This window comes from Streptomyces nitrosporeus, assembly GCF_008704555.1.
Classification (GTDB): Bacteria; Actinomycetota; Actinomycetes; order Streptomycetales; family Streptomycetaceae; genus Streptomyces; species Streptomyces nitrosporeus.
Genome location: NZ_CP023702.1, coordinates 4,842,128 through 4,869,110 on the forward strand (window position 1 = coordinate 4,842,128; position 26,983 = coordinate 4,869,110).

Here is a 26,983-nt window from a genome sequence, read left to right on the forward strand (position 1 = left end):
GGCGAGCATGGCGGGCCGGTGTCGTCGAACGAAAGAGACAGACCCGTGTCACCTGACGGTGGCGCGGGTCTGTTCTCGTTGGCCCCGGCCCCTTCCTGCCTCCGGGCCCTCCGCCCTCGCCGGCCCCCGTCCCGGTCGCCCGAGCGGCTTTCGACGGGCTCTCAGGGTTCCCCCGGTTCTCTCGGTACGGGGGTTCCCTCACGACCCCGAACTCTCGTATGGTGGAAAAAACTTTCCGAAAGGTGGCAGTCATTACCGGCTACTCGCCGGTAGGTGCGACGATCGGAGACGCGCGTACGGGGCGGTGCCCTCATCTGCGCGCGGCAATGAAGCTAAGAAAGTGAAGGACTCGCCATGGCAACGGCGCCCAGCGTCTCGTACTCGATGACGGTCAGGCTGGAGGTGCCCGCGAGCGGCACCGCGGTCTCCCAGCTCACCACAGCCGTGGAGTCCTCCGGCGGTTCGGTCACCGGCCTCGACGTGACCGCGTCCGGCCACGAGAAGCTGCGGATCGACGTCACCATCGCGGCGTCCTCCACCGCGCACGCCGAGGAGATCGTCGAGGGACTGCGGGGCATCGAGGGCGTCGTCCTCGGCAAGGTCTCCGACCGTACGTTCCTGATGCACCTCGGCGGCAAGATCGAGATGGCGGCCAAGCACCCCATCCGCAACCGTGACGACCTCTCGATGATCTACACCCCGGGCGTCGCCCGGGTCTGCATGGCCATCGCCGAGAACCCCGAGGACGCCCGCCGCCTCACCATCAAGCGCAACTCCGTCGCCGTCGTCACCGACGGCTCGGCCGTCCTCGGGCTCGGCAACATCGGCCCGAAGGCCGCGCTGCCGGTGATGGAGGGCAAGGCGGCCCTCTTCAAGCGCTTCGCCGGCATCGACGCCTGGCCGATCTGCCTGGACACCCAGGACAGCGACGCGATCGTGGAGATCGTCAAGGCGATCGCCCCGGGCTTCGCCGGGATCAACCTGGAGGACATCTCCGCGCCCCGCTGCTTCGAGATCGAGGCGCGGCTGCGTGAGGCCCTGGACATCCCCGTCTTCCACGACGACCAGCACGGCACCGCGATCGTGGTCCTGGCCGCCCTCACCAACGCCCTGCGCGTGGTGGGCAAGGGCATCGGCGACGTGCGGGTCGTCATGTCGGGCGCCGGTGCCGCCGGTACGGCCATCCTGAAGCTCCTCATCGCCGCGGGCGTCAAGCACGCGGTCGTCGCCGACATCCACGGTGTGGTGCACGCAGGCAGGGAGGACCTGGTCTCCGCCGACCCGGACTCGCCGCTGCGCTGGATCGCGGACAACACCAACCCGGAGGGCGTCACCGGCACCCTCAAGCAGGCCGTCGCCGGTGCCGACGTCTTCATCGGCGTCTCCGCCCCCAACCTGCTGGACGGGTCGGACGTCTCGGCGATGGCCGAGGGTGCGATCGTGTTCGCGCTCGCGAACCCGGACCCGGAGGTCGATCCGGCAATCGCCCGCGAGACGGCGGCGGTTGTCGCCACCGGGCGCTCCGACTTCCCCAACCAGATCAACAACGTGCTGGTGTTCCCGGGTGTCTTCCGAGGTCTGCTGGACGCCCAGTCCCGTACCGTCAACACGGAGATGATGCTGGCCGCCGCCAACGCCCTGGCCGATGTCGTCGCCGAGGACGAGCTCAACGCGAACTACATCATCCCCTCGGTCTTCAACGACAAGGTGGCGGGCGCCGTCGCCGGTGCCGTGCGCAACGCGGCGAAGTCCGCGGGGGTCGCCGCCGCCCCGGCCGATCCCGCGTAGGGCCGTCCGCCACGGAAGCCTCCGGGGCCGCCGGGACCCGTGCTCCGGGTGCCGGACATCACCTCGGGGACGCCACCGGCACCTTCAGGGGGCTTCCGTACGGCGCGTCGCGTGTCGCCGCGTCCCAAACGCCCCTTTAGGGTGGGCGGGCAGCGAGTCCCCGGCCCTGGCATCCGCTGCGGACGGCTTCAGAGGGTCGACGGAACGTCACCACGGGCACTCGGCGGCGCTTTTCGTGTGACGCCGGAGGGTTCCGGATTGGCGTTAGCGCCGCAGGTGGGGGCAGGATGCGTAATCGGGCGCGAGGGTCTGACATCAGACCCGGGTCCGGGGACTGTCAGAGGGCCCTGGCAGCATCGGCTTCGATCTCACGCCTCACAGGCAAGAAGAACACGGGAGTAACAACATGAACCGCAGTGAGCTGGTGGCCGCCCTGGCCGACCGTGCCGAGGTGACCCGCAAGGACGCCGACGCCGTTCTGGCCGCGCTCGCCGAGACCGTCGGCGAGGTCGTCGCCAAGGGCGACGAGAAGGTCACCATCCCCGGCTTCCTGACCTTCGAGCGCACCCACCGTGCCGCTCGCACCGCTCGTAACCCGCAGACCGGCGACCCGATCAACATCCCGGCCGGCTACAGCGTGAAGGTCTCCGCGGGCTCGAAGCTCAAGGAAGCCGCCAAGGGCAAGTAAGCCCCCACGGCATCAAGGAGGGCGGCCGTCCTGGACCGGGGCGGCCGCCCTCCGGCATGTCCAAAGCCCCTCCACAGGGGCCCTGCGGGCCTCGCAGGGCCCCTGTGCGGCCCCTGGGGCGCCCCGGGGGCCGCGCCAGGCCTCCTCCGCCCGGTTCCGGCCTCCTCCGCCCGGCACCGGGCCTGCGGGCCGCCTTCGCCCCCGTACGGGAACGGCCGCCCCGACCCCGTACCGGAACGGCCGCCGCCCCGGACCCTGAACGGGTTCCGGGGCGGCGGCCGTGGCGGGAGCCGCGGGGCGCGGACGGCGGGCGTGGCGCGCCGGGCGCGCGATGCTGTGCGCGGCAGCACCGCGCGTACGCCGGAGCGCGGACGGCGCGCGCGGCCGGACGCGGCGTGGACGCCGTGGGGTCAGACGAGTGAGCCGCCCGGCAGCTCGACCTTGGCGCCCAGCTTCTCCAGCTTGTCCATGAAGTTCTCGTAACCGCGGTTGATCAGATCGATGCCGTGGACCCGGGACGTGCCCTGGGCCGCCAGGGCGGCGATCAGGTACGAGAACCCGCCCCGCAGGTCGGGGATGACCAGATCCGCGCCCTGGAGCTTCGTGGGACCGGACACGACCGCGGAGTGCAGGAAGTTCCGCTGGCCGAAACGGCAGTCGGAACCGCCGAGGCACTCGCGGTAGAGCTGGATGTGGGCACCCATCTGGTTGAGCGCCGAGGTGAAGCCGAGCCGGGACTCGTACACCGTCTCGTGGACGATCGACAGCCCCGCGGCCTGGGTGAGGGCCACCACCAGCGGCTGCTGCCAGTCCGTCTGGAAGCCGGGGTGCACGTCCGTCTCCAGGGCGATGGCGTTCAGCGGGCCGCCGGGGTGCCAGAAGCGGATGCCCTCGTCGTCGATCTCGAAGGCGCCGCCGACCTTGCGGTAGGTGTTGAGGAAGGTCATCATCGACCGCTGCTGGGCGCCGCGCACGTAGATGTCGCCCTCGGTCGCCAGGGCCGCCGACGCCCAGGAGGCCGCCTCCAGGCGGTCGGGGAGCGCCCGGTGGGTGTAACCGTCGAGCCGGTCGACACCGGTGATCCGGATGGTCCGGTCGGTGTCCATGGAGATGATCGCGCCCATCTTCTGCAGTACGCAGATGAGGTCCTCGATCTCCGGTTCCACGGCGGCGTTGGTGAGCTCGGTGACGCCCTCGGCCAGGACGGCCGTCAGCAGGACCTGCTCCGTGGAGCCCACCGACGGGTACGGCAGCCGGATCTTGGTGCCGCGCAGCCGCTGCGGGGCCTCCAGGTACTGTCCGTCCGCCCGCTTCTCGATGGTCGCGCCGAAGCGGCGCAGCACCTCGAAGTGGAAGTCGATCGGCCGGCCGCCGATGTCGCAGCCGCCGAGACCCGGGATGAAGGCGTGGCCCAGGCGGTGCAGCAGGGGACCGCAGAAGAGGATCGGGATGCGGGAGGAACCCGCGTGGGCGTCGATGTCGGCGACGTTCGCGCTCTCGACGTGCGAGGGGTCGAGAACCAGTTCGCCCGGCTCGTCGCCGGGACGGACGGTCACACCGTGCAGTTGCAGCAGACCCCGCACCACCCGCACGTCACGGATGTCGGGGACGTTGCGCAGCCGGCTCGGCCCGCTGCCGAGCAGTGCGGCGACCATTGCCTTCGGCACCAGGTTCTTGGCGCCTCGGACGCGGATCTCGCCCTCGAGCGGGGTGCCGCCGTGGACAAGCAGGACATCGTCTGTGCCGGTCATGTAACTCGCGTTCCGGAGTGGTCGGGCAGGGGCCATCGGCAAGGGTAATGGCCCTCCACCCTCCTTCCGTAAGGCTCAGGGGGGAGTACGAACGTCATGAATCCGCCACAACACGCTGTGCTGGGCGGGGCTTGCGGAGGGTCACCGTCCGGATGCCGGTCCCCGGGGCCCGAAGGGCGCGCCTTCGCGCGCCCGTGCGCCGCGTGTGCGCGCCCCGAGCAGGCAGGAACCCGTCGGCGGCCGTCGCGGAGGACCGGACCGGCCCCACGGGAGGGGAAGATGCGGGATCATTCCTCCATGACGGAGGTGTCCTCGCTCACAGGGCGGCTGCTCGTGGCCGCGCCCGCTCTGTCGGACCCGAATTTCGACCGCACCGTGGTGCTGCTCCTCGACCACGACGAGGAGGGTTCCCTCGGTGTGATCCTCAACCGCCCGACCCCGGTCGGCGTCGGGGACATCCTGGCGTCCTGGGCCGGGCTGACCGGCGAGCCCGGAGTGGTCTTCCAGGGCGGTCCGGTCTCGCTCGACTCGGCGCTGGGCGTCGCGGTGGTCCCGGGGGACGAGGGGCCCTTTCCGGGCCCCCGGCACCGTCCGGGCCGGGGGGAGCCCGTCGGCTGGCGGCGGGTGCACGGGGCGATCGGCCTGGTGGACCTGGAGACGCCCCCGGAACTGCTCGCCCCGGCGCTCGGAGCGCTGCGCATCTTCGCCGGGTACTCGGGCTGGGGGCCCGGCCAGCTGGAGTCGGAGCTGGCGGAGGGCGCCTGGTACGTGGTCGAGTCCGAGCCCGGCGACGTGTCCTCACCGCACCCGGAGAAACTCTGGCGCGCCGTTCTGCGGCGCCAGCGCAGCGAACTGGCGATGATCGCCACGTATCCGGACGACCCTTCGCTGAACTGATGCCCGGAGCTTTCAGTACGCTTGGCGGTTATGAGCACTCTTGAGCCCGAGCGCGGGGCAGGTACGGGGACCCTCGTAGAGCCGACGCCGCAGGTGTCGAACGGCGACGGCGACCACGAGCGCTACGCCCATTACGTCCAGAAGGACAAGATCATGGCGAGTGCCCTGGAGGGCACCCCCGTGGTGGCACTGTGCGGCAAGGTCTGGGTCCCGGGCCGCGACCCCAAGAAGTACCCGGTCTGTCCGATGTGCAAGGAGATCTACGAGTCCATGGGCGCCGGCGGCGGCGACAAGGACAAGGGCGGCAAGGGCGGCGGCAAGAAGTAGCCCCGGCCTCCCGAGGACCGTCCGGCCCGGCCCCGCCGGGCGGAGCGGGGGCCCCGCCCGGCCCGTCCGTCCGTCCCCACGGCCCCCGGGGCGCGCACATCGCGCGCCCCGGGGGCCTTCTGCGTGCCGGGCGCGGGTCACAGAGTGGTTGAGACCACTTGTCGGCACCGGAACACACCCTTACGCTCCTGCCAGTTGTGCAGAACGAAACGAGCGTTGCGTATGGTGCAACGACTGACCGGTAAGGGTTCCGGATGAAGTTCTCTGCCCGAATAGCCGCCCCCGCCGCCGCCCTGGTGCTGGCCGGCCTCACCGCCACCGCCTGCGCGCCCCAGACCTCCGACACCGGCGCCACCTCGGACGAGAAGAGCGGGACGCTGCGCGTCTGGCTCTTCCAGGAGGTCGGCAACAAGCCCAAGGAGAAGGTCGTGAACGCGGCCGTCGCCGACTTCGAGAAGGCGCATGAAGGGGCGGAGGTCGAGGTCGAGTACATCCCCGTCGACACCCGGGCGCAGCGGATCAAGGCAGCCTTCAACGACCCCAAGAGCGCCCCCGACCTGATCGAGTACGGCAACACCGACACCGCCGGCTACGTGAAGGACGGCGGACTCGCCGACATCAGCGAGGAGTTCGCCGCCTGGGACGAGGCGAAGGACACCGACCCCGCCGCCGAGCAGTCCGTGACGGTCGGCGGCAAGGTCTACGGCGCCCCGCTCTTCGTCGGCGTCCGCGCGCTGTACTACCGCACCGACGTCTTCGAGGAGCTCGGCATCGAGCCGCCCGCCTCCCAGGACGAGCTGATCACCACCGCGAAGAAGATCCGCGAGAAGAAGCCCGACCTCTACGGCCTCGCCGTCGGCGGCGCCTACACCTACGGCGCCATGCCCTTCATCTGGGCGCACGGCGGTGAACTGGCCGACGAGACCGGGGTGACCTACAAGTCGGCCATCAACAGCGACAAGGCGCGCAAGGGCATCGAGGCATACACCTCGCTCTTCGGCGAGGACAACTGCCCCGCCGACAAGTGCGCGGCCATGGGCGGCAACGCCACCGTCACCGCCTTCGCCTCCGGCAAGGCCGCCATGGCGATCGGCGGCGACTTCAGCCACGCCGCCGTCGAGGCCGGCGCCGTCAAGGGCAAGTACGCGGTCGTCCCGCTGCCCGGTGTGGAGAAGGGCTCGATCGCCCCGGCCTTCGCGGGCGGGAACAACATCGGCGTCCTGAAGAGCAGCTCGCACCGCACCCTGGCCGTCGACCTGATGAAGTCGCTCACCGGCAAGAAGGCCCAGGCCGAGATGTTCGACGCGATGGGCTTCCTGCCCACCTACACCGATGTACGGGCCACCGTCGCGGAGAAGGAACCCTTCGTGGAGCCCTTCGTCAACACGCTCGGCGCGGGAGCCAAGTTCGTCCCCGCCTCCCCGGCCTGGGGGCAGATCGACGCCTCGCTGATCCTCCCGACGATGTTCCAGGAGATCGCCGGCGGCCGTAAGGACGTCGCCACCGCCTCGGACGACGCGGCGAAGAAGATGGACGCGGCGTTCGCCGAAGCGGGCTGACGATGACCGCGGACACGACGGCGTACAAGACCGAAGGACCGGGTGCCGCCGCCCGGAGGGGCGGCGGACCGGCCCGCCCGCCACGGCGCCGCCCGGCGTCCTCCACCCGGCGCCCGGGATGGACCCCCTGGCTCTACCTGCTGCCCGCGCTGGTCCTGCTCGGCGGGCTCCTCGTCTACCCGATCTACCAACTGGGCCTGATCTCCTTCCTGGAGTACACCCAGGCCCAGGTCAGCGGCGGCGAACCGACCACCTTCCAGGGGTTCGGCAACTACGCGACGCTCTTCGGCGACAGCCAGTTCTGGCAGGTGCTCCTGGCCACGGTGCTCTTCGCCGCCGCCTGCGTCGTGGCCACCCTGCTGGTCGGCTGCGCCCTGGCGGTCCTGCTCACCCGCGTCCGGGCCCTGCCCCGGCTCGCCCTGATGATGGCCGCGCTGGGCGCCTGGGCGACCCCGGCGATCACCGGCTCCACCGTCTGGGTCTTCCTCTTCGACCCGGACTTCGGCCCCGTCAACAAGGTGCTCGGACTCGGCGACTTCTCCTGGACGTACGGCCGCTACAGCGCCTTCGCACTGGTCCTGCTCGAAGTGCTCTGGTGCTCCTTCCCGTTCGTGATGGTGACCGTGTACGCCGGTATCCGGGCCATCCCCGCCGAGGTGCTGGAGGCCGCCTCGCTGGACGGCGCCTCGCAGTGGCGGACCTGGCGCTCGGTCACGGCCCCGATGCTCCGGCCCATCCTGGTCGTCGTCACCATCCAGTCGATCATCTGGGACTTCAAGGTCTTCACCCAGATCTACGTCATGACCAACGGAGGCGGCATCGCCGGCCAGAACCTGGTGCTCAACGTGTACGCCTACCAGAAGGCGTTCGCCTCCTCGCAGTACAGCCTCGGGTCGGCGATCGGTGTCGTGATGCTGGTGATCCTGCTGGCCGTCACCCTCGTCTACCTGCGCCTGATGCGACGGCAGGGGGAGGAACTGTGACCACCCGCACGCTCCTGCGCGTCCGCCGGCCCGGCAGACTGGCGGCCGAGGCCGCCGCACTCGTCATCGCCGCCGCGGTCGCCTTCCCGCTCTACTGGATGCTGCTCTCCGCCTTCAAGCCGGCGGGCGAGATCCAGTCCACCGAAGCGCGCCCCTGGACCCTGGCCCCGTCACTCGACTCCTTCCGCCGGGTCTTCGAACAACAGGAATTCGGACGCTACTTCGTCAACAGCCTGATCGTCGCCGGGAGCGTGGTCGTCGCCTCCGCGCTGATCGCCTTCCTCGCGGCGACGGCCGTGACCCGGTTCCGCTTCCGGTTCCGCACCACGCTGCTCATCATGTTCCTGGTGGCGCAGATGGTGCCCGTCGAGGCCCTGGCCATCCCGCTGTTCTTCCTCATGCGGGACATGGGACAGCTGAACACCCTCGGCGCGCTGATCCTGCCCCACCTGGCCTTCTCGCTGCCGTTCGCCATCTGGATGCTGCGCGGCTTCGTGAAGGCCGTCCCCGAGGCGCTGGAGGAGGCCGCCTACATCGACGGCGCGAGCCGCACCCGGTTCCTGTGGCAGATCCTCTTCCCGCTCGTCCTCCCCGGCCTCGTCGCGACCAGCGTCTTCTCCTTCATCTCCACCTGGAACGACTTCCTGTTCGCGAAGTCGTTCATCATCAGCGACACCTCCCAGTCGACGCTCCCCATGGCGCTGCTGGTCTTCTTCAAACCCGACGAGAACGACTGGGGGGGAATCATGGCGGCCTCGACCGTGATGACCGTCCCCGTCCTGGTGTTCTTCGTACTCGTACAGCGCCGCCTGGTCTCCGGACTGGGCGGGGCGGTAAAGGACTGACGTGCACAACCTCGTTCCCGCACCCCTGCGCACCGGCGGAAAGGCGACGGGCGCCTTCCTCCCGGACCACGCCACCACCATCACCGCCCATCCCGGCACCGAGGGCACGGAGCGCTGGCTGCGCACGGTCCTCCAGGCGGCCTTCGGCCTGCCGCTGCACCCCGCCCGGCTCCCCGCACAGGACCCCGGCACCGGCGGCGCCGGGAACACCGTCGAGCTGCGCATCGACCCCGCGCTGGAGCCCGAGGGCTACCGGCTGAGCGTGGACGCGGCACGGGGCGCCACCCTCACCGGAGGCAGCGCGGCCGGGGTGTTCTGGGCAGCGCAGACACTCCGCCAGCTCCTCGGACCCCGGGCGTACCGGCGCGCCCCCCTCGGCGACGGCCCCCGCCCGGGCATCGACGCCGTCGAGATCGAGGACGGCCCGCGCTTCGCCTGGCGCGGCCTGATGCTCGACGTGGCACGGCACTTCATGCCCAAGGAGGACGTGCTGCGCTACCTCGACCTGCTCGCCGCCCACAAGCTGAACGTCTTCCACTTCCACCTCACCGACGACCAGGGCTGGCGCATCGAGATCAAGCGCTACCCCCTCCTCACCGAGAAGGCATCCTGGCGCGCCCGCACCAAATACGGCCACCGGGACTCCGAACTCTGGGACGAGACCCCGTACGGCGGCTTCTACACCCAGGACGACATCCGCGAGATCGTCGCCTACGCCGCCGAACGGCATATCCGGGTCGTCCCCGAGATCGACATCCCGGGGCACTCGCAGGCGGCGATCAGCGCGTACCCCGAACTCGGCAACACCGACGTCATCGACACCTCCGCCCTTTCCGTGTGGGACACCTGGGGCATCAACCCGAACGTACTCGCCCCCACCGACAACACCCTGCGCTTCTTCGAAGGCGTCTTCGAGGAGGTGCTCGGCCTCTTCCCCGCGGAGACCTCGCCGTTCATCCACGTCGGCGGTGACGAATGCCTCAAGGACCAGTGGCGGGAGTCCCCGGCGGCCCAGGCCCGGATCGCCGAACTCGGCCTGGGGGACGAGGAGGGGCTCCAGTCCTGGTTCATCCGGCACTTCGACACCTGGCTCACCGCCCGCGGACGCCGGCTGATCGGCTGGGACGAGATCCTGGAGGGCGGACTCGCCGAGGGCGCCGCGGTCTCCTCGTGGCGGGGCTACGCGGGCGGCGTCGCCGCCGCGGAGGCCGGCCACGACGTGGTGATGTGCCCCGAGCAGCAGGTCTACCTGGACCACCGCCAGGACGGCGGCCCCGACGAGCCGATGCCCATCGGATACGTACGCACCCTGGAGGACGTCTACCGCTTCGAACCCGTGCCCCCGGGGCTGTCCGAGGAGGCGGCCCGGCACATCATCGGCACCCAGGCCAACGTCTGGTCCGAGGTCATGCAGAACCGGGCCCGCGTCGACTACCAGGTCTTCCCGCGGCTGGCGGCCTTCGCCGAGGTCGCCTGGTCCGCCCTCCCGGCGCCCGGTGCCCGGGACTTCGCCGGCTTCGAACGCCGTATGGAGGAGCACTACGCGCGCCTCGACGCCCTGGGCGTCGCCTACCGCCCGCCGGCCGGACCGCACCCGTGGCAACGGCGGCCCGGCATCGTCGGTCGCCCGATCGAGGGACCGCCGCCGACCGTGTGAACCCCGTCCGGGCCCTGCGGTGCGTGAAGTGAACAAGTCATACCAACCAGCTGAAGCACGGCAAATCGTGCGGGGGGCAGAAGACCTCTGAAAGGTGATTTATCACCAGGTCAGGGGTGGAAGCACCCTTCGTGGACCCTCGCGTCGGTCCGCCCCGAAGATGTGCCAGAGTTGCCACGTCCCGGCCGTGAGCACGTACCGTACGGCGGACAGGCGGGACTGCCGGGACACCGGGAAGGGGCAGCTGGGTTGACCACGCACGCACCGCAGGCGACGCAGTCGGTGACGCTGCCGGCCTCGCTCGACGAGGCCGTGGCGGCTCTCGGCGCCATGCCTGCCGCCGTTCCCGTAGCCGGGGGTACGGACCTCATGGCGGCCGTCAACAAGGGCCTGCTGCGGCCCTCGGGACTGGTCGGCCTGAGCCGGATCAGCGAGCTGCGGGGCTGGCACTACCAGGACGGCCACGCCCTGCTCGGGGCGGGGCTCACCCACGCACGCATGGGGCGGCCCGACTTCGCCGCCCTGATCCCCGCGCTCGCCGCCTCCGCGCGCGCCGCGGGGCCGCCGCAGATCCGTAACGCGGGGACACTCGGCGGCAACATCGCGACCGCCGCCCCGACCGGCGACACCCTGCCGGTGCTGGCCGCCCTGGAGGCCGACCTCGTCGTCGCCGGGCCCGGGGGCGCCCGCCGCGAGCTCCCGGTCTCCCACCTGCTGGCGGGCCGCGCGATGCTGGAGCCCGCGGAGCTGATCGGCTTCGTCCGGGTGCCGCTGCTGCACGCCCCGCAGGTCTTCCTCAAGGCGACCGGCCGCACCGGCCCCGGCCGTGCCACGGCCTCGGTCGCGGTCGTCCTGGACCCGGCGCGGCGCGGGGTGCGCTGTGCGGTCGGCGCGATCGCCCCGATGCCGCTGCGGCCCCTGGAGGCGGAACGCTGGATCGCCTCACTGATCGACTGGGACGGCGAGCGGGGCCTGGCTCCCGACGCGCTGGCCGCCTTCGGCGAGTACGTCGCCGCGGCCTGCATCCCGGACCAGGCACCACCGGACGACGGAGGGCAGGCACCGCCGCTGTCCCCGGCCGTCCTCCACCTGCGGCGCACGGTCGCCGCACTGGCCCGACGCGCGCTGGGGAGGGCACTGTCGTGAGCAATGAGGAGAACCCCGGGGGGCAGTCCGGGCAGCCCGGCCCCTACGGCGGCTGGCAGCCGACCCCGCAGGGCGGCGAGTACGACGACGGCGCGACCGCCTTCGTCCACATCGACCCCGACGAACTCGCCGGCCTGGGCAACGGGAACGACCCGCTGGCGGCGCCCGGCCACGGCTACGTACCGCCCATGATCCTTCCGCTGACCCCGGCGGCCGGTCTCGACCCGGCCGTCACGGGCAGCTGGGTCGTGCAGACGCAGAGCGGCCGGCAGGACCACCGGGAGCAGGCCGGCGGGGAGACCCCCGGCGCGGTGCACTGGCCGGACCCGAACCAGCAGGCGGAGTACGGGCAGCAGCCCTACCAGGACGCCTACCGGGACCCGTTCGCGGACGGGTACCAGGACATCGGCCAGGACGCCCCTGCGGACACCTCCGGGCCGTACGGGCGGACCTCGTCCACGACGGCCCGGTGGGACTTCGACGGGGCGGCCCCGGCGCCCGCCGCCGGCCACGCGGACCCCGCCCACCACACCCCCGGGGGAGAGCCGGACCACCTGGGGTACGACCACGGCGGGCAGGACCGTACGGCGCACGAGGGCACGTCACACGAAGGCGCGGCGTACGAAGGCGTGGCGTACGAAGGCGCGGCCTACGAGGACGCGGTGCGCGAGGACGCGGAACGCCCCGGGCACACCGGGCACACCGGGCAGTGGACGATCCCGGTGGCCGACGGTGATCTCCCGGAGGAGTCCGGCGAGTTCGCCGCCTCCTCGGTCACGTCCTCCTGGTACGCCTCCACGCCCCCGGCGACGCTCCCCGGCGGCGCCCCGGCGCCGTGGGCGGTCCCCGAGCCCGCCCAGGAGGGCGCCCCGGACGCCACGGCACCCCAGGACCCCTCCGAGGCCGCCGCGTTCCCCGGTCCGGACGGTGACACGGAGGAACCCCCCGCGTCCGACGGCCCGGAAGCGGTGCGGCCGGAGGAACTCCCCGGACCGGCCGGACACTTCGAGCCGTCCGTCTCTCCCGGGCCGTCCGAGCCGTCCGAACGGTACGGAGAGCCCGAAGCGCCTGGAACACCCGGAGCGCCCGGAACACCTGAGGAGTCCGGCCTGCCGGTGGCGCCCGCCCCCGGCGGCGAGGAGCCCCCCGCCACCGGCCCGGCCCCCGGACCGGTCCCGGAACCCGCGCGGGAGCAGACCCCGGACCCCGACCGGACCCCGGACCCCGTGGAGGCCCCAGGCCCCGTGGAGGCACCGGATCCTGTGGAGGCCCCGTCCCCCGTGGAGGACCGGAGCCACCCGCACGCCCCGGCCCACCCGCACGCCCCGGAGGAACCGGCCGGCGCCGGCGCTCCCGCCCCCGCCCCCGCCCCCGGTCCCGACGAGCTCGCCGGGACCGGCGAGGAGCCCGGCGCCGTCCTCACCGTGCCCAGCGAGCACCCCGCCGCCTCGTACGTCCTGCGGGTGAACGGCGTGGACCGCCCCGTCACCGACGCCTGGATCGGCGAGTCCCTGCTGTATGTGCTCCGGGAACGGCTCGGCCTCGCGGGCGCCAAGGACGGCTGCTCGCAGGGCGAGTGCGGTGCGTGCAACGTCCAGGTGGACGGCCGCCTGGTGGCCTCGTGCCTCGTCCCCGCGGCCACCACCGCGGGCAGCGAGGTCCGTACGGTCGAGGGCCTGGCCCAGGACGGCGAGCCCTCCGACATCCAGCGGGCGCTGGCCCGGTGCGGGGCCGTCCAGTGCGGCTTCTGCATCCCGGGCATGGCCATGACCGTCCACGACCTGCTGGAGGGCAACCACGCCCCGAGCGAGCTGGAGACGCGCCAGGCGCTCTGCGGCAACCTCTGCCGCTGCTCCGGCTACCGGGGTGTGCTCGACGCCGTGCGCGAGGTCGTCGCGGGCCGGGAGACCGCCGCCGCGGACGAGGACGGGCTCCGCATCCCGCACCAGGCGCCGCCCGGGGCGGGCGGTGTCCAGGCCGCCGAGCCGCATGAGGGAGACGCCCGGTGAGAAGCTGTGCTCCGCCCCTCTCCCGGGGCCGGGGGGCCCGGCACCGCCGTCTCCGGCCGCCGGCGCTCCGCGCCGGCTCCCCCCTCAGCCCCGGCCCCGACGCCACCGGCCCTTCCGGCCTGTCCCGGGACGGGGCCGGACCACGGCTCCCGGGAACCGCGTCCTGCGCACCACCCGTCACCCGTACCACCGACGACATCAGCTGCACCCGCAGCGGGGCGAACGACAAGGAGGCGGCGTGACCAGCGACGCAGCCACCGCGACAAGCACCACCGGCATCGTGCCGCAGAGCGAGGACCCCGGCCGGGAACCGGCCGCGCGCGGCCTGGGCGCCTCGCTCCTGCCGGCCGACGCCCGCGCCAAGACGGAGGGGACGTTCCCGTACGCGGCCGACCTCTGGGCCGAGGGCCTGCTGTGGGCCGCGCTGCTGCGCTCCCCGCACCCGCACGCGCGGATCCTCTCGGTCGACACCTCGGCCGCCGCCGCGATGCCGGGCGTACGCGCGGTCATCACGCACGAGGACGTCCCCGGGGACAGCGCCTACGGGCGACGGGTCGTGGACCGTCCCGTCTTCGCCGCGGACCTGGTACGCCACCACGGGGAGGCCATCGCCGCCGTCGCCGCCGACCACCCGGACACGGCCCGGCTGGCCGCCGCCGCGATCACCGTCGAGTACGAGGTCCTCGAACCGGTCACCGACCCGGAGAAGGCGTTCGAAGCCGAACCCCTGCACCCCGACGGCAACCTCGTCCGCCACATCCCGCTGCGCTACGGCGATCCGGACACCGTCGGCGAGGTCATCGTCGAGGGCCTGTACCGCATCGGCCGCCAGGACCCCGCCCCGATCGGTGCCGAGGCCGGCCTCGCCGTGCCGCGCCCCGACGGCGGCGTGGAGCTCTACACGGCCTCCACCGACCCGCACACCGACCGCGACCTGGCCGCCGCCTGCTTCGGGCTGGAACCCGACCGCGTCAAGGTGGTGGTGACGGGTGTCCCCGGCGCCACCGGCGACCGCGAGGACCCGGGCTTCCAGATCCCGCTCGGACTGCTCGCCCTGCGCACCGGCTGCCCGGTCAAGCTGGCCGCCACGCGGGAGGAGTCCTTCCTCGGCCACACCCACCGCCACCCGACCCTGCTGCGCTACCGCCACCACGCGGACGCCGAGGGACGGCTCGTCAAGGTCGAGGCCCAGATCCTGCTGGACGCCGGCGCGTACGCCGACTCCTCCTCCGAGTCCCTCGCCGCCGCGGTGGCGTTCGCCTGCGGCCCGTACGTCGTCCCGCACGCCTTCATCGAGGGCTGGGCCGTGCGTACGAACAACCCGCCCTCCGGGCATGTGCGCGGCGAGGGCGCCATGCAGGTCTGCGCGGCCTACGAGGGCCAGATGGACAAGCTGGCAGCCAAGCTGGGCATCGACCCGGCCGAACTCCGCTTCCGCAACGTCCTGGCCACCGGCGACATACTGCCCACCGGCCAGACCGTGACCTGCCCGGCCCCGGTGGCCGAACTCCTGCGCGCGGTACACGACTTCCCGCTGCCCGCGCTGCCGAAGGACACCCCGGAGGACGACTGGCTGCTGCCCGGCGGCCCGGAGGGCGCGGGCGAGCCCGGAGCGGTGCGGCGCGGTGTCGGCTACGCCCTGGGCATGGTGCACATGCTCGGAGCCGAGGGCGCGGACGAGGTCTCCACTGCCACGGTCCGGGTCCACGACGGCGTCGCGACGGTCATCTGCGCGGCCGTGGAGACGGGCCAGGGCTTCACCACCCTGGCCCGCCAGATCGTCCAGGAGACCCTGGGCGTCGACGAGGTCCATGTGGCCGCCGTGGACAGTGACCAGCCCCCGGCCGGACCGGCCACCCACGGGCGTCACACCTGGGTCTCCGGCGGCGCGGTGGAACGCGCGGCCAAGATGGTCCGCACCCAGCTGCTCCAGCCGCTGGCCCACCAGTTCGGCATGTCCACGGAGCTCCTCCAGATCGCGGACGGCAAGATCACCTCGTACGACGGGGTGCTGTCCACGACGGTCACGGAGGCGATGGACGGCAAGGAGCTCTGGGCCACCGCCCAGTGCCGCCCCCACCCGACCGAGCCACTGGACGAGGCGGGCCAGGGGGACGCCTTCGTCGGCCTGGCCTTCTGCGCGGTCCGCGCGGTCGTCGACGTGGACATCGAGCTGGGGTCGGTCCGGGTGGTCGAGATGGCCGTCGCCCAGGACGTCGGCCGCGTCCTCAACCCGGCCCAGCTCGCGACCCGTATCGAGGCTGGGATCACCCAGGGCATCGGCGCCGCCCTCACGGAGAACCTCCGGACCGCCCGGGGCATCGTGCGCCACCCGGACCTCACCGGCTACGCGCTGCCGACGGCCCTGGACGCCCCGGACATCCGCATCGTCAGACTGGTCGAGGAACGCGACGTGGTGGCCCCCTTCGGCGCCAAGGCCGCGTCCGCGGTGCCCGTGGTGACGTCCCCGGCCGCGGTGGCTGCGGCCGTCCGCGCCGCCACGGGCCGCCCCGTCAACCGGCTCCCGATCCGACCGCAGTCGGCGGTCGCCTCGTCCAGGTCCTGACCCCGGCGGCACCCCCCGGGCCGGGGGTGCCACCGTTTTCCGGCCGGATATGCGGACCCGCCCCTTCCCGGCGGGTCCGCATATCCGGCCGGTCCGGTTCTCCCCGGAAACGCGGGAACCCTTATCGCACTTCACGTCCCGTTTTCCCGGAACATTCCTCCTTTGTTCGGAAGGCGTAACAGCCCTTCCCGTCCCCGAGGCGTCGGCGGAGAGGAAACCGATACGGTGGAGGGGTCGGTGGCCGCATTCTTCGGACAGGGCGGCCAGCAGGGAAGGATTTTGGGGGAGTTCGTGTCGTTCGACGAGGAATGGGCCCAGCTCCGCGAGGCGGCTGCGGCGCGGCGGAGTGCCATGCAGCTCAACAGCCTTCCGGCGGAGGGCGGCGGCGGTGGCGGCGGCAACGCGGACCTGGTGGTCAACCAGGACGAGCTCGGTGCCATCGGGAACGACGCCTACGACCTGCGGGTGCGGCTGTCGAAACAGGGCGACCACGCCCGGCCCGCCACGTTCGACGCGGCGATCGCACTGACCAACGGCAACTTCGCCAGCGGCTCGGCGGTGCTGAAGGTGCACGACTTCTGGCAGACCCATCTGAAGACGCTGCTGGATTCTCTGGCGCACATATCGAACCACCTGGATTACACCAAGGCTCAGCATGCGAAGGACGACGTGAAGGTCGAAGGGGATCTGGCGCCGATCTCCAAGCTCACGGAATACATGAAGTAGCGGTCGGGGGAACACGCACATGCTGAAGTACGAGGACATAGTCGACGCCCCGGTGGCGAAACTGAAAGCCGCCGCCGACGACTGGGACAAGATGGCCGGCGACCTGGACAAGCTGGCCACCGAGGCCGGCGACGGGATGAAGGCCAAGGCGGACAAGGCGAACTGGGAAGGCCTCAACGCCGGGGTCACCAAGGCGTTCGTGACCAAGACGGCCAAGGAGTGCGCGGACGCCGCCCTTGAGGCCAAGGGCGTGAAGGCCATCCTCCAGGAGGGCTACACGGCCATCAAGAAGGCCAAGGACGACCTGGTCAACATCCGGGACAACGAAGGACCCGCGGCCGGGATCAAGGTGGACGGCGCGGGCAAGGTCAGCGCCCGTCACCCGGTCTCGGACATCCCTCCCGCCCAGCGCGCCCACGACCCCGACTACCCCGACCTGGTGCGCCGGGAGAGGGAGAACATCGCCGCCTGGCAGAAGAAGATCGATCTGATCGTCGACAACTGCAACGACACCGACGTCTCCTTCAAGAACTCCCTCGAAGCCAACGTCACCGACCGCAAGGACTTCAGCGCCCCGAAGTTCACCAAGATGGACCAGGAGGAGGCCCACCGGGCCGCCGGTCTGGCCGCCAAGGGCCGCGACATCACGCACGCCGAACTCCAGGAGCTCAACGAGCTGCTGAAGGACAACAGCGGCTCGGTGGAGTTCTCGAAGAACTTCTACGAGAAACTGGGCCCGGAGAAGTCGCTCGCGTTCTTCGGCCAGCTCTCCACGGACACGTACGAGTACGGCAAGGTCGACAGCGAGCGGCTCAAGGACGTCCAGGAACTCCAGAAGAACCTGGGCCTCAACCTGGCCACCGCCTCCCATGACAAGGCGTTCACCACGGAGTGGGGCCCGGAGCTCCGCAAGCTGGGCACGGAACGCATCCCGCTGTCCAAGCACGACTACGGCGGGCCGTTCGGCTACCAGCTGCTCGGCGGGATCATGCGGTACGGGAACTACGACGCGAAGTTCCTGAACCCGATCGCCGAACACGTGGCGCAGCTGCACCAGAAGGACCCGGACCTGTTCGCCCAGAACAAGGTGGTGAACAGCCCCTTCAAGAACCCGTTCAACCCCTCCGGCGTCAACGGGGCCGGCTACGACCCGACCACCGCGATGCTGGAGGCGCTCGGCAACAGCCCGGAGGCGGCGAAGAAGTTCTTCACCGACGATCCGACCGCGTACAACGAGGACGGCACGGTCAACCACGGCGCCAAGGCAGACCTCGGCAAGAACGAGGCCGGCAAGGAGATCGTCAACTATCTGGACTTCTTCGGGAACGAGAAGTGGGACACCTTCGGGGACGTCAACTCGCTCGACGAGGACGAACTCAAGGGGTCGCTCAACCACATGCCCGACGCCCTGGGACACGCTCTGGAGGCCGCGACGCTCGGCTACCCGGCCGGGGACCCGGACCCGAGCGTGGTGCGGGACGCGGACAACGCCGCGGTCATGCAACAGGTCATGGAGAAGTACAGCGAGGACGCCGGTCTGCTCAAGGAGCACGAGGCGATGGCCGACAGCCTGGGCACGATGGGTGCCGGGTACATCGACGACATCAACTGGGCACTGGACAAGGGACGTACTGACAGCGTTTTCGCTCCTGGTAGTAATTCCGAAGGGCGCATAGATTTCGAGGACGGCGAAGAAGGCAGGAGCGTCGTACGCGGCTTCTTGAGTGTCCTGGGGCAGCACCCGGACGCCTACGCGACGGTTTCGACCGCAGAGCAGGTCTACACCAGGAGCGTTCTGGAGAGCCAAGTGGGCGCGGACGGGAAGATCGACCAGGGGGCGGCCCGGTCCACCGTGCATGTCGGTGCCGAGGTGCAGGGCATGCTCGACCAGTCCCGTGCCGACCAGGTCCAGGCGGAGCACATGAAGACGCACGAGGACTACGAGAAGGCTGTCGCCAAGCGCTCGGGCTGGGTCGAGTTCGGCGCTGCGGCCGGCATTGCCGCAGGCGTGGCCTTCCTGCCCGCGACTGCGGCCGTGGGTACCGCGGCGGTCCTCATCCCATTGGCCACTGACACGGCCGCCGGCGGTCTCGAACAAGTCATCGGCCAGGTCGTCGGTGACATCTCCGACAACTCGGTGGACAAGAGCAAGGAGAAAGCCGAGGAACTGACCGAAAAAGAATGGAACAACATCTACCGCGCCGGTGAGTCCATGGCTGAGGCCCCGATGGAGGAATTCATGAGCCGGAACGGTATCGATGGTTCGAGCGTATTCGGTCAGGATCTGAAGGAATCGATGCGAGCTGGTTATTCGACCGGGAATGATCGCGAGAACCAGCAGGGCAGAGGGCCGGAAACCGGCTGAGGTTGTGAAGGGAGAGCGGCAGGGTCGGGGGGTAGAACATTTACCCACCACCGCCGACTGAAGGCTGTCCCGTAACTCGTGTCAGAGGCCAGTGGATCTCGGAAAGTGGATCGAATTGTCTGGTCGTGCCCCTGATTGAAGTGTCAGCGGGATCCTGGCCGAGCGAGTCGAACCGAACATTGGAAAGTGGTCTCGGAGTTACGGGACAGCCTTTGGGTACTCCTGGGTGGCGGTACGAGAAACCACATGGGATGACGCTGTGCCAGGAGTCTCTTGGGTTTGGTGACGTGAACGATCGTGGAACGGCGGATGGAATGGACCGGATGCGAGACGAGCGAAGTGGGATAGGGCTGATGCGGCGAGCGCTGACGGCTGTCGGCGCGGTCCTGCTCCTGGGAGCCGGGAGCGTGGCATGTGCTGCGGACGAGGAGGAGCACCCGCAGTTCGTCGGGGCTGACGAGGTGTGTGGTGGTCTGTTCGCCGGCGCGACGGCGGAGATGCTCGAGAAGGTGACAGGGGACAAGGTCTTCGCCTGGGAGAGCGGAGAAGGAATGGAGAAGGTGGTCTCCGCTCTCAAGGAAGGATATGAGTCCGGCCGTTCGTGGGCCCGGGGGGCGGACCTGTGCGAACCCCAGCCGAAGGGCGGGGGCGTGAAGGAGGAGGCGAACGTCTCATTCTCCATGTATGCCCCGCAGGATGTCGAGGACGAAGGGCTCCCGGCCGGTGCCGAGCTGTACACCATGGGCGTGCAGTCCTCGGTGAGGAAAGGCGGCGCCTCGCTCTACTTCGAGTGCACGAGCCCCCGGTTGGAGGGTTCGGACAGGACACCGCTGCGGGTCTACGGGGGTTTCGGGCGCGGAGAGAGCGATGCCCCTGATAACCGCGAGTACCGCAACATGAATATGCAGATCCTGCACGCCGTCACACTCAAGCTGGTGAAGGAACTCGACTGCGAGAACAACGCAGGTTTGCCGAAGAGTCCCGTACTCACGCCGAAGTAGCGGCCCTGGCACAAGGCGACGGCCGCCCCCGCACGGTGGGGCGGCCGACGACACGAGAAGGACGCTGACAGTGATCAGTCATAGGGGCATGTGTCGGGGCCTTTGCAGTGCGGCCGTGACCGGCACGCCGGAGAGCGAGAAGCGGCAGCTTGTCGTGGACATCGAGACCAGCTACGGGAACGGCAAAACCGCGGCCAGTGATCAGGGGCGGGTCAAATGACGATGATGCTGCGCCGCTCGAACCGGCTGACCGCCATCGCGGTTCTGGCCATCGCCGGACTCCTCGCGGGATGCTCCTCGGGCGAGGACAGCGCGGAGAGCGCCGGCTCCCCGGAGCTGGGGCGGTGCAAGTCGTTGCTCGGTGCCGAGAACGTGGCGGCGGCGATCGGGACGACAGGCGCGAGCGATGTCGAGGTGAGCGGGACACCTCAGGCGGATGTGCTGGCGGACGGTCTCGTGCGGGAGGCGAAGCAGTGGCAGAAATCGGATCTGCTGCACAACTCCCATACCGGTTGCCGAATGGACGCGTTCGAGGGAGACCACGTCAGCGACACCGTTGACGTATCGGTGAAATGGTCCGCCCTCTCGCTCGGGATGATGGACGACCCGAAGAACAGCCGGACCTGGCGCCGGGTGAACGAAGCGGTGTACGTGGCACCGGAACCCGGGCCGGGCCGCATGCAACTGCTCGCGGTGTGCGCGGTGCCCGGAGCGATTGCCGAGCAGTCGTCCGGTCTGCCGCTCCAGTTCGAGGTGTCGGGTGCGAGCCTCGGAGCGGAACTCCGGTGGGAGTTGCTGAAGTCGTTCGCCCGGTCGGTGACGGAGGAGATGGGATGCACGACGCCGCCCGACGTCCCCTCCGCACTGCCTGCGGCCACGTGACGCGGGAGGTCTGACACCGGAGCGGCCGGTCTCCAGTGTCACGCCTCCTTCGCGTGGCCGGTCATCGTGGGTGGCTTCGGCCCTGGTCGCGACGCGTGGTGCGTAGGCGCCCACGGGCCTGCCTCCCCCCGGCCCGGACCGTTGACGACGGTCCACCGCTCCGGGATACGGTGCGGGCACTCGACGCCTGTCCGGTGCCCTCTGCCTCCTTGAGGCGACGAACGATCGTGGAACGGCGGATGGAATGGACCGGATGCGAGACGAGCGAAGTGGGATGGGGCTGATACGGCGAGCGCTGACGGCTGCCGGCGCGGCCCTGCTCCTGGGAGCCGGGAGCGTGGCATGCGCTGCGGACGAGGAGGAGCACCCGCAGTTCGTCGGGGCCGACGAGGTGTGCGGTGGCCTGTTCGCCGGCCCGACGGCGGAGATGGTCGAGAAGGTGACGGAGGAGAAGGTCTTCTTCTGGAAAAGCGATAAGGGCATGGGCAGGGTGGTCACGGCGCTCGAAGAGGGTTATGAATCCGGCCGCTCATGGGCGCGTGGAGGCCGGCTCTGCGCTCTGAGTCCCAAGGGTGCCAGACAGACGGACCGCGGTGGGATCAGTTACTCCATGTACGCCCCGCAGGATGTCGAGGACGAAGGGCTCCCGGCCGGTGCCGAGCTGTACACCATGGGCGTGCAGTCCTCGGTGAGGAAAGGCGGCGCCTCGCTCTACTTCGAGTGCACGAGCCCCCGGTTGGAGGGTTCGGACAGGACACCGCTGCGGGTCTACGGGGGTTTCGGGCGCGGAGAGAGCGATGCCCCTGATAACCGCGAGTACCGCAACATGAATATGCAGATCCTGCACGCCGTCACACTCAAGCTGGTGAAGGAACTCGACTGCGAGGACAACGCCGGCCTGCCGAAGACCCCCGTACTCACACCGAAGTAGTGCCCCCGGTACGAGGAAGCGGCCGCCCCGCACCAGGGGGCGGCCGCCCTTTCCGTCTCCTCCGGCCGCGGGAACCGGCAGGATCAGGATCCGGAGACCGGCTGAGCCCCCGGGCAGCCGGCGACACGAGAAGGACGCTGACAGTGATCAGTCGTAGGGGTGCGCGCCGGGGGCTTCTCGGCACGGTCGTGGCAGGCTGCCTGGTCCTCACCGCCGCCGGCTGCGGGGGAGAGGGCGACGCGGCGGAGAGGAAGACCACCGGCAGGACCGTGGCTGCCGGACAGCTCTGCGGAGGCGGCGCGGTGTCCGCGGAGGCGGCCGGGGCGCTGGAGGCGATCACCGGCTCGGACCGGTTCGAGGCCACGGGTGAGGAATCCACCGTCGCCGCCGCCGCGCGGGCGCTGACCGGCCGGGGCACCTCCTCCGCCGCCGGGAACGGTGACGTCTGCCGGATCCACGCCCCCGAAGGCACCCCGGAAGACGAACTCCGCATCACCTGGCAGCTGTCCGACAGCGCCCTCGAAGCCACCCCGGCCCCGAAGTTTACCGTGCTGGAGATGGGGGAGCGGACCCTCGCCGCGCCGGACAGCGCGTACATCACGTTCGCCTGCCGGAGCGGGAAGCTGCCCGGTGCCGACCCGGACCGCATCGAGATCGGCGTCGAGCACGGAGGTATGCCCAGGGAACCCGAGGGCGACACCGGGGCACTGGAGGACGCCCATGTGGCCGTGGCCCACTCCTTCGCGCTGGCCATGGCGAAGGAACTGGGCTGCGGGAAGGACGGAGGGCTCCCGGCCCGGCCGTCCCTGGACCCGGCATGACCCGTGACACACGGGAAGGCCGCCCCGCATCATGGGGGCGGCCTTCCTCCTGGAGACCGTGACCGGATTCGAACCGGTGTAACTCGAGTTGCAGTCGAGCCCCTGAGCCTCTCGGGCACACGGTCAGGCGGTGTGTTCCTGTGCTCATGACCGTACGGCCGTGCCGTGACCGCCCTCAAGGGGTTCCCTGGGCCCGCAACACGACTGCCATACGGCGTTCACGTCCCGGCCGGACGCGGGGGCGCGGACCTACGGCCGAGGACCGAACCGGAGTCCTCCCACCGACAGGTCCCATATGCGGTTTCGACCCTTACCCTTGACGCCATGAGTGCCCTGGAACCACGTGACGCCGACGTCACCCCCGATCCCGTCGCCGGCGTCACCGGCCCCACCGCCGTTCCCGCCGCGCGCACCGCGCCCGCCCCGTCCGAGGGCGTGCTGGGGCCGACGTACCGGGCACTCAGCGTCGGCATCGTCTCCGTCGTGCTGCTCATCGCCTTCGAGGCGACCGCCGTCGGCACGGCGATGCCGGTCGCGGCCCGGGAACTGCACGGCATCCCGCTGTACGCGTTCGCCTTCTCCGCCTACTTCACCACCAGCCTCTTCGCCATGGTGCTGTCCGGGCAGTGGGCCGACCGGAGCGGTCCGCTCGCGCCCCTGGCCTCGGGCATCGGGGCGTTCGGGGCCGGCCTGCTGCTGTCGGGGACGGCGGGCGGCATGTGGATGTTCATCCTGGGACGCGCCGTCCAGGGCATAGGCGGCGGCCTCGTCATCGTGGCGCTGTACGTCGTCATCAGCCGGGCCTACCCGGAGCGGATCCGGCCCGCGATCATGGCCGCGTTCTCGGCCGCGTGGATCGTCCCGTCCGTCGTCGGACCGCTCGCCGCCGGTACGGTCACCGAACACCTCGGGTGGCGCTGGGTTTTCGTCGGCATCCCCGTCCTCATCCTGCTCCCGCTCGGCCTCGCGCTGCCCGCGATCCGGCGGATGGCCTCCGGCCCGGCCGACACGGCGGCCGCCGCCGAACCCTTCGACCGGCGGCGCCTCCGGCTCGCCCTCGGGATCTCGCTGGGTGCCGGGCTGCTCCAGTACGCGGGCCAGGAGCTGCGCTGGCTCTCGCTGCTGCCGGCCGCCGTCGGGGCCGCCCTCCTCGTGCCCGCCGTGCTCGGACTGCTGCCCCCGGGCACCGTACGGGCCGCGCGCGGACTGCCCGCGGTGATCCTGCTGCGCGGGGTGGCGGCCGGCTCGTTCATCGCCGCGGAGTCGTTCGTCCCGCTGATGCTGGTCACCCAGCGCGGGCTCTCCCCGACCATGGCCGGGCTGTCGCTGGCCGCCGGCGGACTGACCTGGGCGCTCGGCTCGTACGTCCTGGCCCGGCCGCGTCTGGAGCGCCACCGGGAGTCCCTGATGACCGGCGGCATGGTGCTGGTGGCCCTGGCACTCGTGGCCGCGCCCGCCGTGCTCGTCGAGGCGGTACCGGTGTGGACCCTGGCCGCCGTCTGGGGCGTCGGCTGCTTCGGCATGGGCATGGTGATCGCCTCGACGAGCGTCCTGCTGCTCAAGCTGTCCGCCCCCGAGGAGGCGGGCGGCAACTCCGCCGCCCTGCAGATCTCGGACGGCCTGGCCAACGTCCTGCTGCTCACCGGCAGCGGGGCGGCCTTCGCCGCGCTCGGCGGCGGCACGCTGGGCGCCGCCGCCCACGGAACGGCGGCGGGCGGCGCGACCGGGGCGCACCCCGGGGCCTTCGCCGCGGTGTTCCTGCCGATGGCGGCGGTGGCACTGGCGGGAGTGTGGGTGGCGACCCGGGTGCGGACGAAGGCCTGACGCGCCCGGAGATCCGCCGGGTGCGAACGGAGCGGCCCGACACGGCCTGGGGCCCGCCGGGTGCGGACGAAGGTCTGACGCGCCCTGGGATCCGCCGGCGGACGGAGCGGCCCGACGCGCCCCGGCACCCGCCGGGCGCGGACGAAGGCCCGGCGCGCCCGGTTCCCGCCGGGCGGGGCCGCCGCCACCGGTCGGGCGCCCAGCCCGCGAGGCCGGCCCCGCGTTGTGAACAGGGTCTCACCGTGGCCGGACCGGCCCCCGTTCGTACGAGGTCGTGCCCCGCCCGCCGGTAGGGTGGCCCGGTTGTCATATCGCGCCCGGGTCCGTCCAGGCCCGTGCCGCGTCACGTCCGGGCCCGTCCCGGCCCGTGCGGACAGCGCCACACGTACCCGAGTGCCCCGAACCGGAGACCGTGACTACTACCGCCTCCCACCACCTCTCACCCGCCTTTCCCGGCCGCGCACCCTGGGGCACGGCCGGCAAGCTGCGCGCCTGGCAGCAGGGCGCCATGGAGAAGTACGTCCAGGAGCAGCCGCGCGACTTCCTCGCCGTCGCGACCCCCGGCGCCGGGAAGACCACCTTCGCGCTGACCCTCGCCTCATGGCTGCTGCACCACCACGTGGTGCAGCAGATCACCGTCGTGGCACCGACCGAGCACCTGAAGAAGCAGTGGGCCGAGGCAGCGGCCCGTATAGGCATCAAGCTGGACCCCGAGTACAGCGCCGGGCCCGTGAGCAGGGAATACCACGGTGTCGCGGTCACCTACGCCGGGGTCGGCGTACGCCCGATGCTGCACCGCAACCGCTGCGAGCAGCGCAAGACGCTCGTCATCCTCGACGAGATCCACCACGCCGGTGACTCCAAGTCCTGGGGCGAGGCGTGCCAGGAGGCATTCGACCCGGCGACCCGGCGGCTCGCGCTCACCGGCACGCCGTTCCGGTCCGACACCAACCCGATCCCCTTCGTGGCGTACGAGGAGGGCAACGACGGCATCCGGCGCTCCTCCGCCGACTACACCTACGGGTACGGCAACGCACTCGCCGACGGCGTCGTCCGCCCCGTGATCTTCCTCAGCTACAGCGGCAACATGCGCTGGCGGACCAAGGCCGGCGACGAGGTCGCCGCCCGCCTCGGTGAGCCGATGACGAAGGACGCCATCGGGCAGGCCTGGCGCACCGCCCTCGCCCCGACCGGCGAGTGGATCCCCAATGTGCTGGCCGCCGCCGACAAGCGGCTGACCGAGGTGCGCAAGGGCATCCCCGACGCGGGCGGGCTGGTCATCGCGACGGACCAGGACTCGGCACGCGAGTACGCCAAGATCCTCAAGAGGATCACCGGTGACCGCCCCACCGTGGTCCTCTCCGACGAGAAGGCCGCGTCGAAGAAGATCGACACGTTCAGCCAGGACGATTCCCGCTGGATGGTCGCGGTCCGGATGGTGTCGGAAGGTGTCGACGTGCCGCGCCTGGCCGTCGGCGTGTACGCCACCACCATCTCCACACCGCTCTTCTTCGCCCAGGCCGTCGGCCGTTTCGTACGGTCGCGGCGGCGCGGTGAGACGGCCTCCGTCTTCCTGCCCACCATCCCGATGCTGCTGGACTTCGCCAACGAGATGGAGGTCGAGCGCGACCACGTGCTCGACAAGCCGAAGAAGGGCGGCGAGGAGGAGAACCCCTTCGCGGAGGAGGACCAGCTCCTCGCGGACGCGGAGAAGCTGGAGGACGAGGAGACCGAGGAGCAACTGCCCTTCGAGGCCCTGGAGTCCGACGCGGTCTTCGACCGGGTGCTGTACGACGGCGCCGAGTTCGGCATGCAGGCGCACCCCGGCAGCGAGGAGGAGCAGGACTACCTCGGCATCCCCGGGCTCCTCGAACCCGACCAGGTGCAGCTGCTCCTCCAGAAGCGGCAGACCCGGCAGATCGCGCACAGCCGCCAGAAGCCCGCGGCGGAGGCCGACCTCCTGGAGAAGCCGGCCGAGGCCCGGCCCGTGGTCACGCACAAGCAGCTGCTGGAGCTCCGCAAGCGGCTCAACACCATGGTCTCGGCGTACACCCACCAGAGCGGCAAGCCGCACGGCGTGATCCACACCGAGCTGCGCCGGGTGTGCGGAGGCCCGCCGAGCGCCGAGGCGACGGCCGGGCAGATCCAGGACCGGATCGCGAAGGTCCAGGAGTGGGCCACCCGGATGCGGTGAGCCGGTGGCCGTGCGGCCCCGGT

The 26,983-nt window shown here is 71.1% G+C and carries 20 protein-coding genes and 1 tRNA gene; 19 read left to right on the top strand and 2 right to left on the bottom strand.

Going from position 1 to position 26,983, the window contains the following annotated elements; all coding sequences use genetic code 11:
* Nucleotides 1–354: 354 nt before the first annotated feature.
* Nucleotides 355–1,788 carry an NAD-dependent malic enzyme gene (locus CP967_RS21435; protein WP_150489522.1) on the top strand — a complete coding sequence of 478 codons (1,434 nt, stop codon included), beginning with the start codon at nt 355–357 and terminating at the stop codon, nt 1,786–1,788.
* A 406-nt stretch (nt 1,789–2,194) separates the two neighbouring features.
* Complete coding sequence (locus tag CP967_RS21445) at nt 2,195–2,476, top strand: HU family DNA-binding protein (protein ID WP_017237029.1); 282 nt, start codon at nt 2,195–2,197, stop codon at nt 2,474–2,476.
* A 410-nt stretch (nt 2,477–2,886) separates the two neighbouring features.
* Here the strand turns inward: CP967_RS21445 and murA are convergent, their stop codons facing one another.
* A complete protein-coding gene (gene murA, locus CP967_RS21450; RefSeq protein WP_150489523.1) occupies nt 2,887–4,227 on the bottom strand; it encodes a UDP-N-acetylglucosamine 1-carboxyvinyltransferase in 1,341 nt (446 codons plus the stop codon).
* A gap of 297 nt (nt 4,228–4,524) precedes the next feature.
* Here murA and CP967_RS21455 point away from each other — a divergent pair, with 297 nt between their 5' ends.
* From CP967_RS21455 to CP967_RS21525, 15 genes are all read left to right on the top strand, one after another.
* Nucleotides 4,525–5,124, top strand: coding sequence for a YqgE/AlgH family protein (locus CP967_RS21455; protein ID WP_150489524.1), 600 nt, complete (start codon nt 4,525–4,527; stop codon nt 5,122–5,124).
* Between the two features lie 30 nt (nt 5,125–5,154).
* A complete protein-coding gene (locus tag CP967_RS21460) occupies nt 5,155–5,451 on the top strand; it encodes a DUF3039 domain-containing protein (RefSeq protein ID WP_150489525.1) in 297 nt (98 codons plus the stop codon).
* A 254-nt stretch (nt 5,452–5,705) separates the two neighbouring features.
* Nucleotides 5,706–7,010 (top strand): extracellular solute-binding protein, encoded by a 1,305-nt coding sequence (locus CP967_RS21465; protein WP_150489526.1) that lies wholly within the window; start codon nt 5,706–5,708, stop codon nt 7,008–7,010.
* Between the two features lie 2 nt (nt 7,011–7,012).
* The gene (locus CP967_RS21470) at nt 7,013–7,993 is read left to right on the top strand and encodes a carbohydrate ABC transporter permease (protein WP_150489527.1); all 981 of its coding nucleotides are present in this window, start codon (nt 7,013–7,015) and stop codon (nt 7,991–7,993) included.
* A complete protein-coding gene (locus CP967_RS21475; protein WP_150489528.1) occupies nt 7,990–8,838 on the top strand; it encodes a carbohydrate ABC transporter permease in 849 nt (282 codons plus the stop codon). The genes CP967_RS21470 and CP967_RS21475 overlap by 4 nt, the downstream gene beginning before the upstream one ends.
* Before the next feature lies 1 nt (nt 8,839).
* Nucleotides 8,840–10,495 (top strand): beta-N-acetylhexosaminidase, encoded by a 1,656-nt coding sequence (locus tag CP967_RS21480; RefSeq protein WP_150489529.1) that lies wholly within the window; start codon nt 8,840–8,842, stop codon nt 10,493–10,495.
* A 249-nt stretch (nt 10,496–10,744) separates the two neighbouring features.
* Entirely contained in the window at nt 10,745–11,641 is an 897-nt protein-coding gene (locus CP967_RS21485) for an FAD binding domain-containing protein (RefSeq protein ID WP_150489530.1), read from the top strand.
* On the top strand, nt 11,638–13,650 hold the full coding sequence (locus CP967_RS21490) for a 2Fe-2S iron-sulfur cluster-binding protein (protein WP_150489531.1): 2,013 nt from the start codon (nt 11,638–11,640) through the stop codon (nt 13,648–13,650). Before CP967_RS21485 ends, CP967_RS21490 begins: the two co-directional genes overlap by 4 nt.
* Nucleotides 13,651–13,888: 238 nt before the next feature.
* Nucleotides 13,889–16,216 (top strand): xanthine dehydrogenase family protein molybdopterin-binding subunit, encoded by a 2,328-nt coding sequence (locus CP967_RS21495; RefSeq protein WP_150489532.1) that lies wholly within the window; start codon nt 13,889–13,891, stop codon nt 16,214–16,216.
* A 291-nt stretch (nt 16,217–16,507) separates the two neighbouring features.
* Nucleotides 16,508–16,942: a hypothetical protein gene (locus CP967_RS21500; protein ID WP_150491978.1), complete on the top strand. Its 435-nt coding sequence runs from the start codon at nt 16,508–16,510 to the stop codon at nt 16,940–16,942.
* A gap of 19 nt (nt 16,943–16,961) precedes the next feature.
* Nucleotides 16,962–19,307: a hypothetical protein gene (locus tag CP967_RS21505; RefSeq protein WP_150489533.1), complete on the top strand. Its 2,346-nt coding sequence runs from the start codon at nt 16,962–16,964 to the stop codon at nt 19,305–19,307.
* Nucleotides 19,308–19,558: 251 nt separating this feature from the next.
* The gene (locus CP967_RS21510; RefSeq protein WP_229888362.1) at nt 19,559–20,308 is read left to right on the top strand and encodes a hypothetical protein; all 750 of its coding nucleotides are present in this window, start codon (nt 19,559–19,561) and stop codon (nt 20,306–20,308) included.
* Nucleotides 20,309–20,524: 216 nt separating this feature from the next.
* Nucleotides 20,525–21,190, top strand: a complete 666-nt coding sequence (locus CP967_RS21515) for a hypothetical protein (protein ID WP_150489534.1) — start codon at nt 20,525–20,527, stop codon at nt 21,188–21,190.
* Nucleotides 21,191–21,527: 337 nt separating this feature from the next.
* Nucleotides 21,528–22,121 (top strand): hypothetical protein, encoded by a 594-nt coding sequence (locus CP967_RS21520; protein ID WP_229888361.1) that lies wholly within the window; start codon nt 21,528–21,530, stop codon nt 22,119–22,121.
* A 143-nt stretch (nt 22,122–22,264) separates the two neighbouring features.
* Nucleotides 22,265–22,942, top strand: coding sequence for a hypothetical protein (locus CP967_RS21525; RefSeq protein WP_190175076.1), 678 nt, complete (start codon nt 22,265–22,267; stop codon nt 22,940–22,942).
* A 50-nt stretch (nt 22,943–22,992) separates the two neighbouring features.
* On the opposite strand, the gene CP967_RS21530 is transcribed toward CP967_RS21525, so the two are convergent.
* A tRNA-Cys gene (locus tag CP967_RS21530) sits at nt 22,993–23,067 on the bottom strand.
* Between the two features lie 199 nt (nt 23,068–23,266).
* On the opposite strand from CP967_RS21530, the gene CP967_RS21535 reads away from it, so the two are divergent.
* Both CP967_RS21535 and CP967_RS21540 read left to right on the top strand, forming a co-directional pair.
* The gene (locus CP967_RS21535; RefSeq protein WP_150489535.1) at nt 23,267–24,766 is read left to right on the top strand and encodes an MFS transporter; all 1,500 of its coding nucleotides are present in this window, start codon (nt 23,267–23,269) and stop codon (nt 24,764–24,766) included.
* A 412-nt stretch (nt 24,767–25,178) separates the two neighbouring features.
* Nucleotides 25,179–26,960, top strand: coding sequence for a DEAD/DEAH box helicase (locus CP967_RS21540; protein WP_150489536.1), 1,782 nt, complete (start codon nt 25,179–25,181; stop codon nt 26,958–26,960).
* Nucleotides 26,961–26,983: the final 23 nt, after the last annotated feature.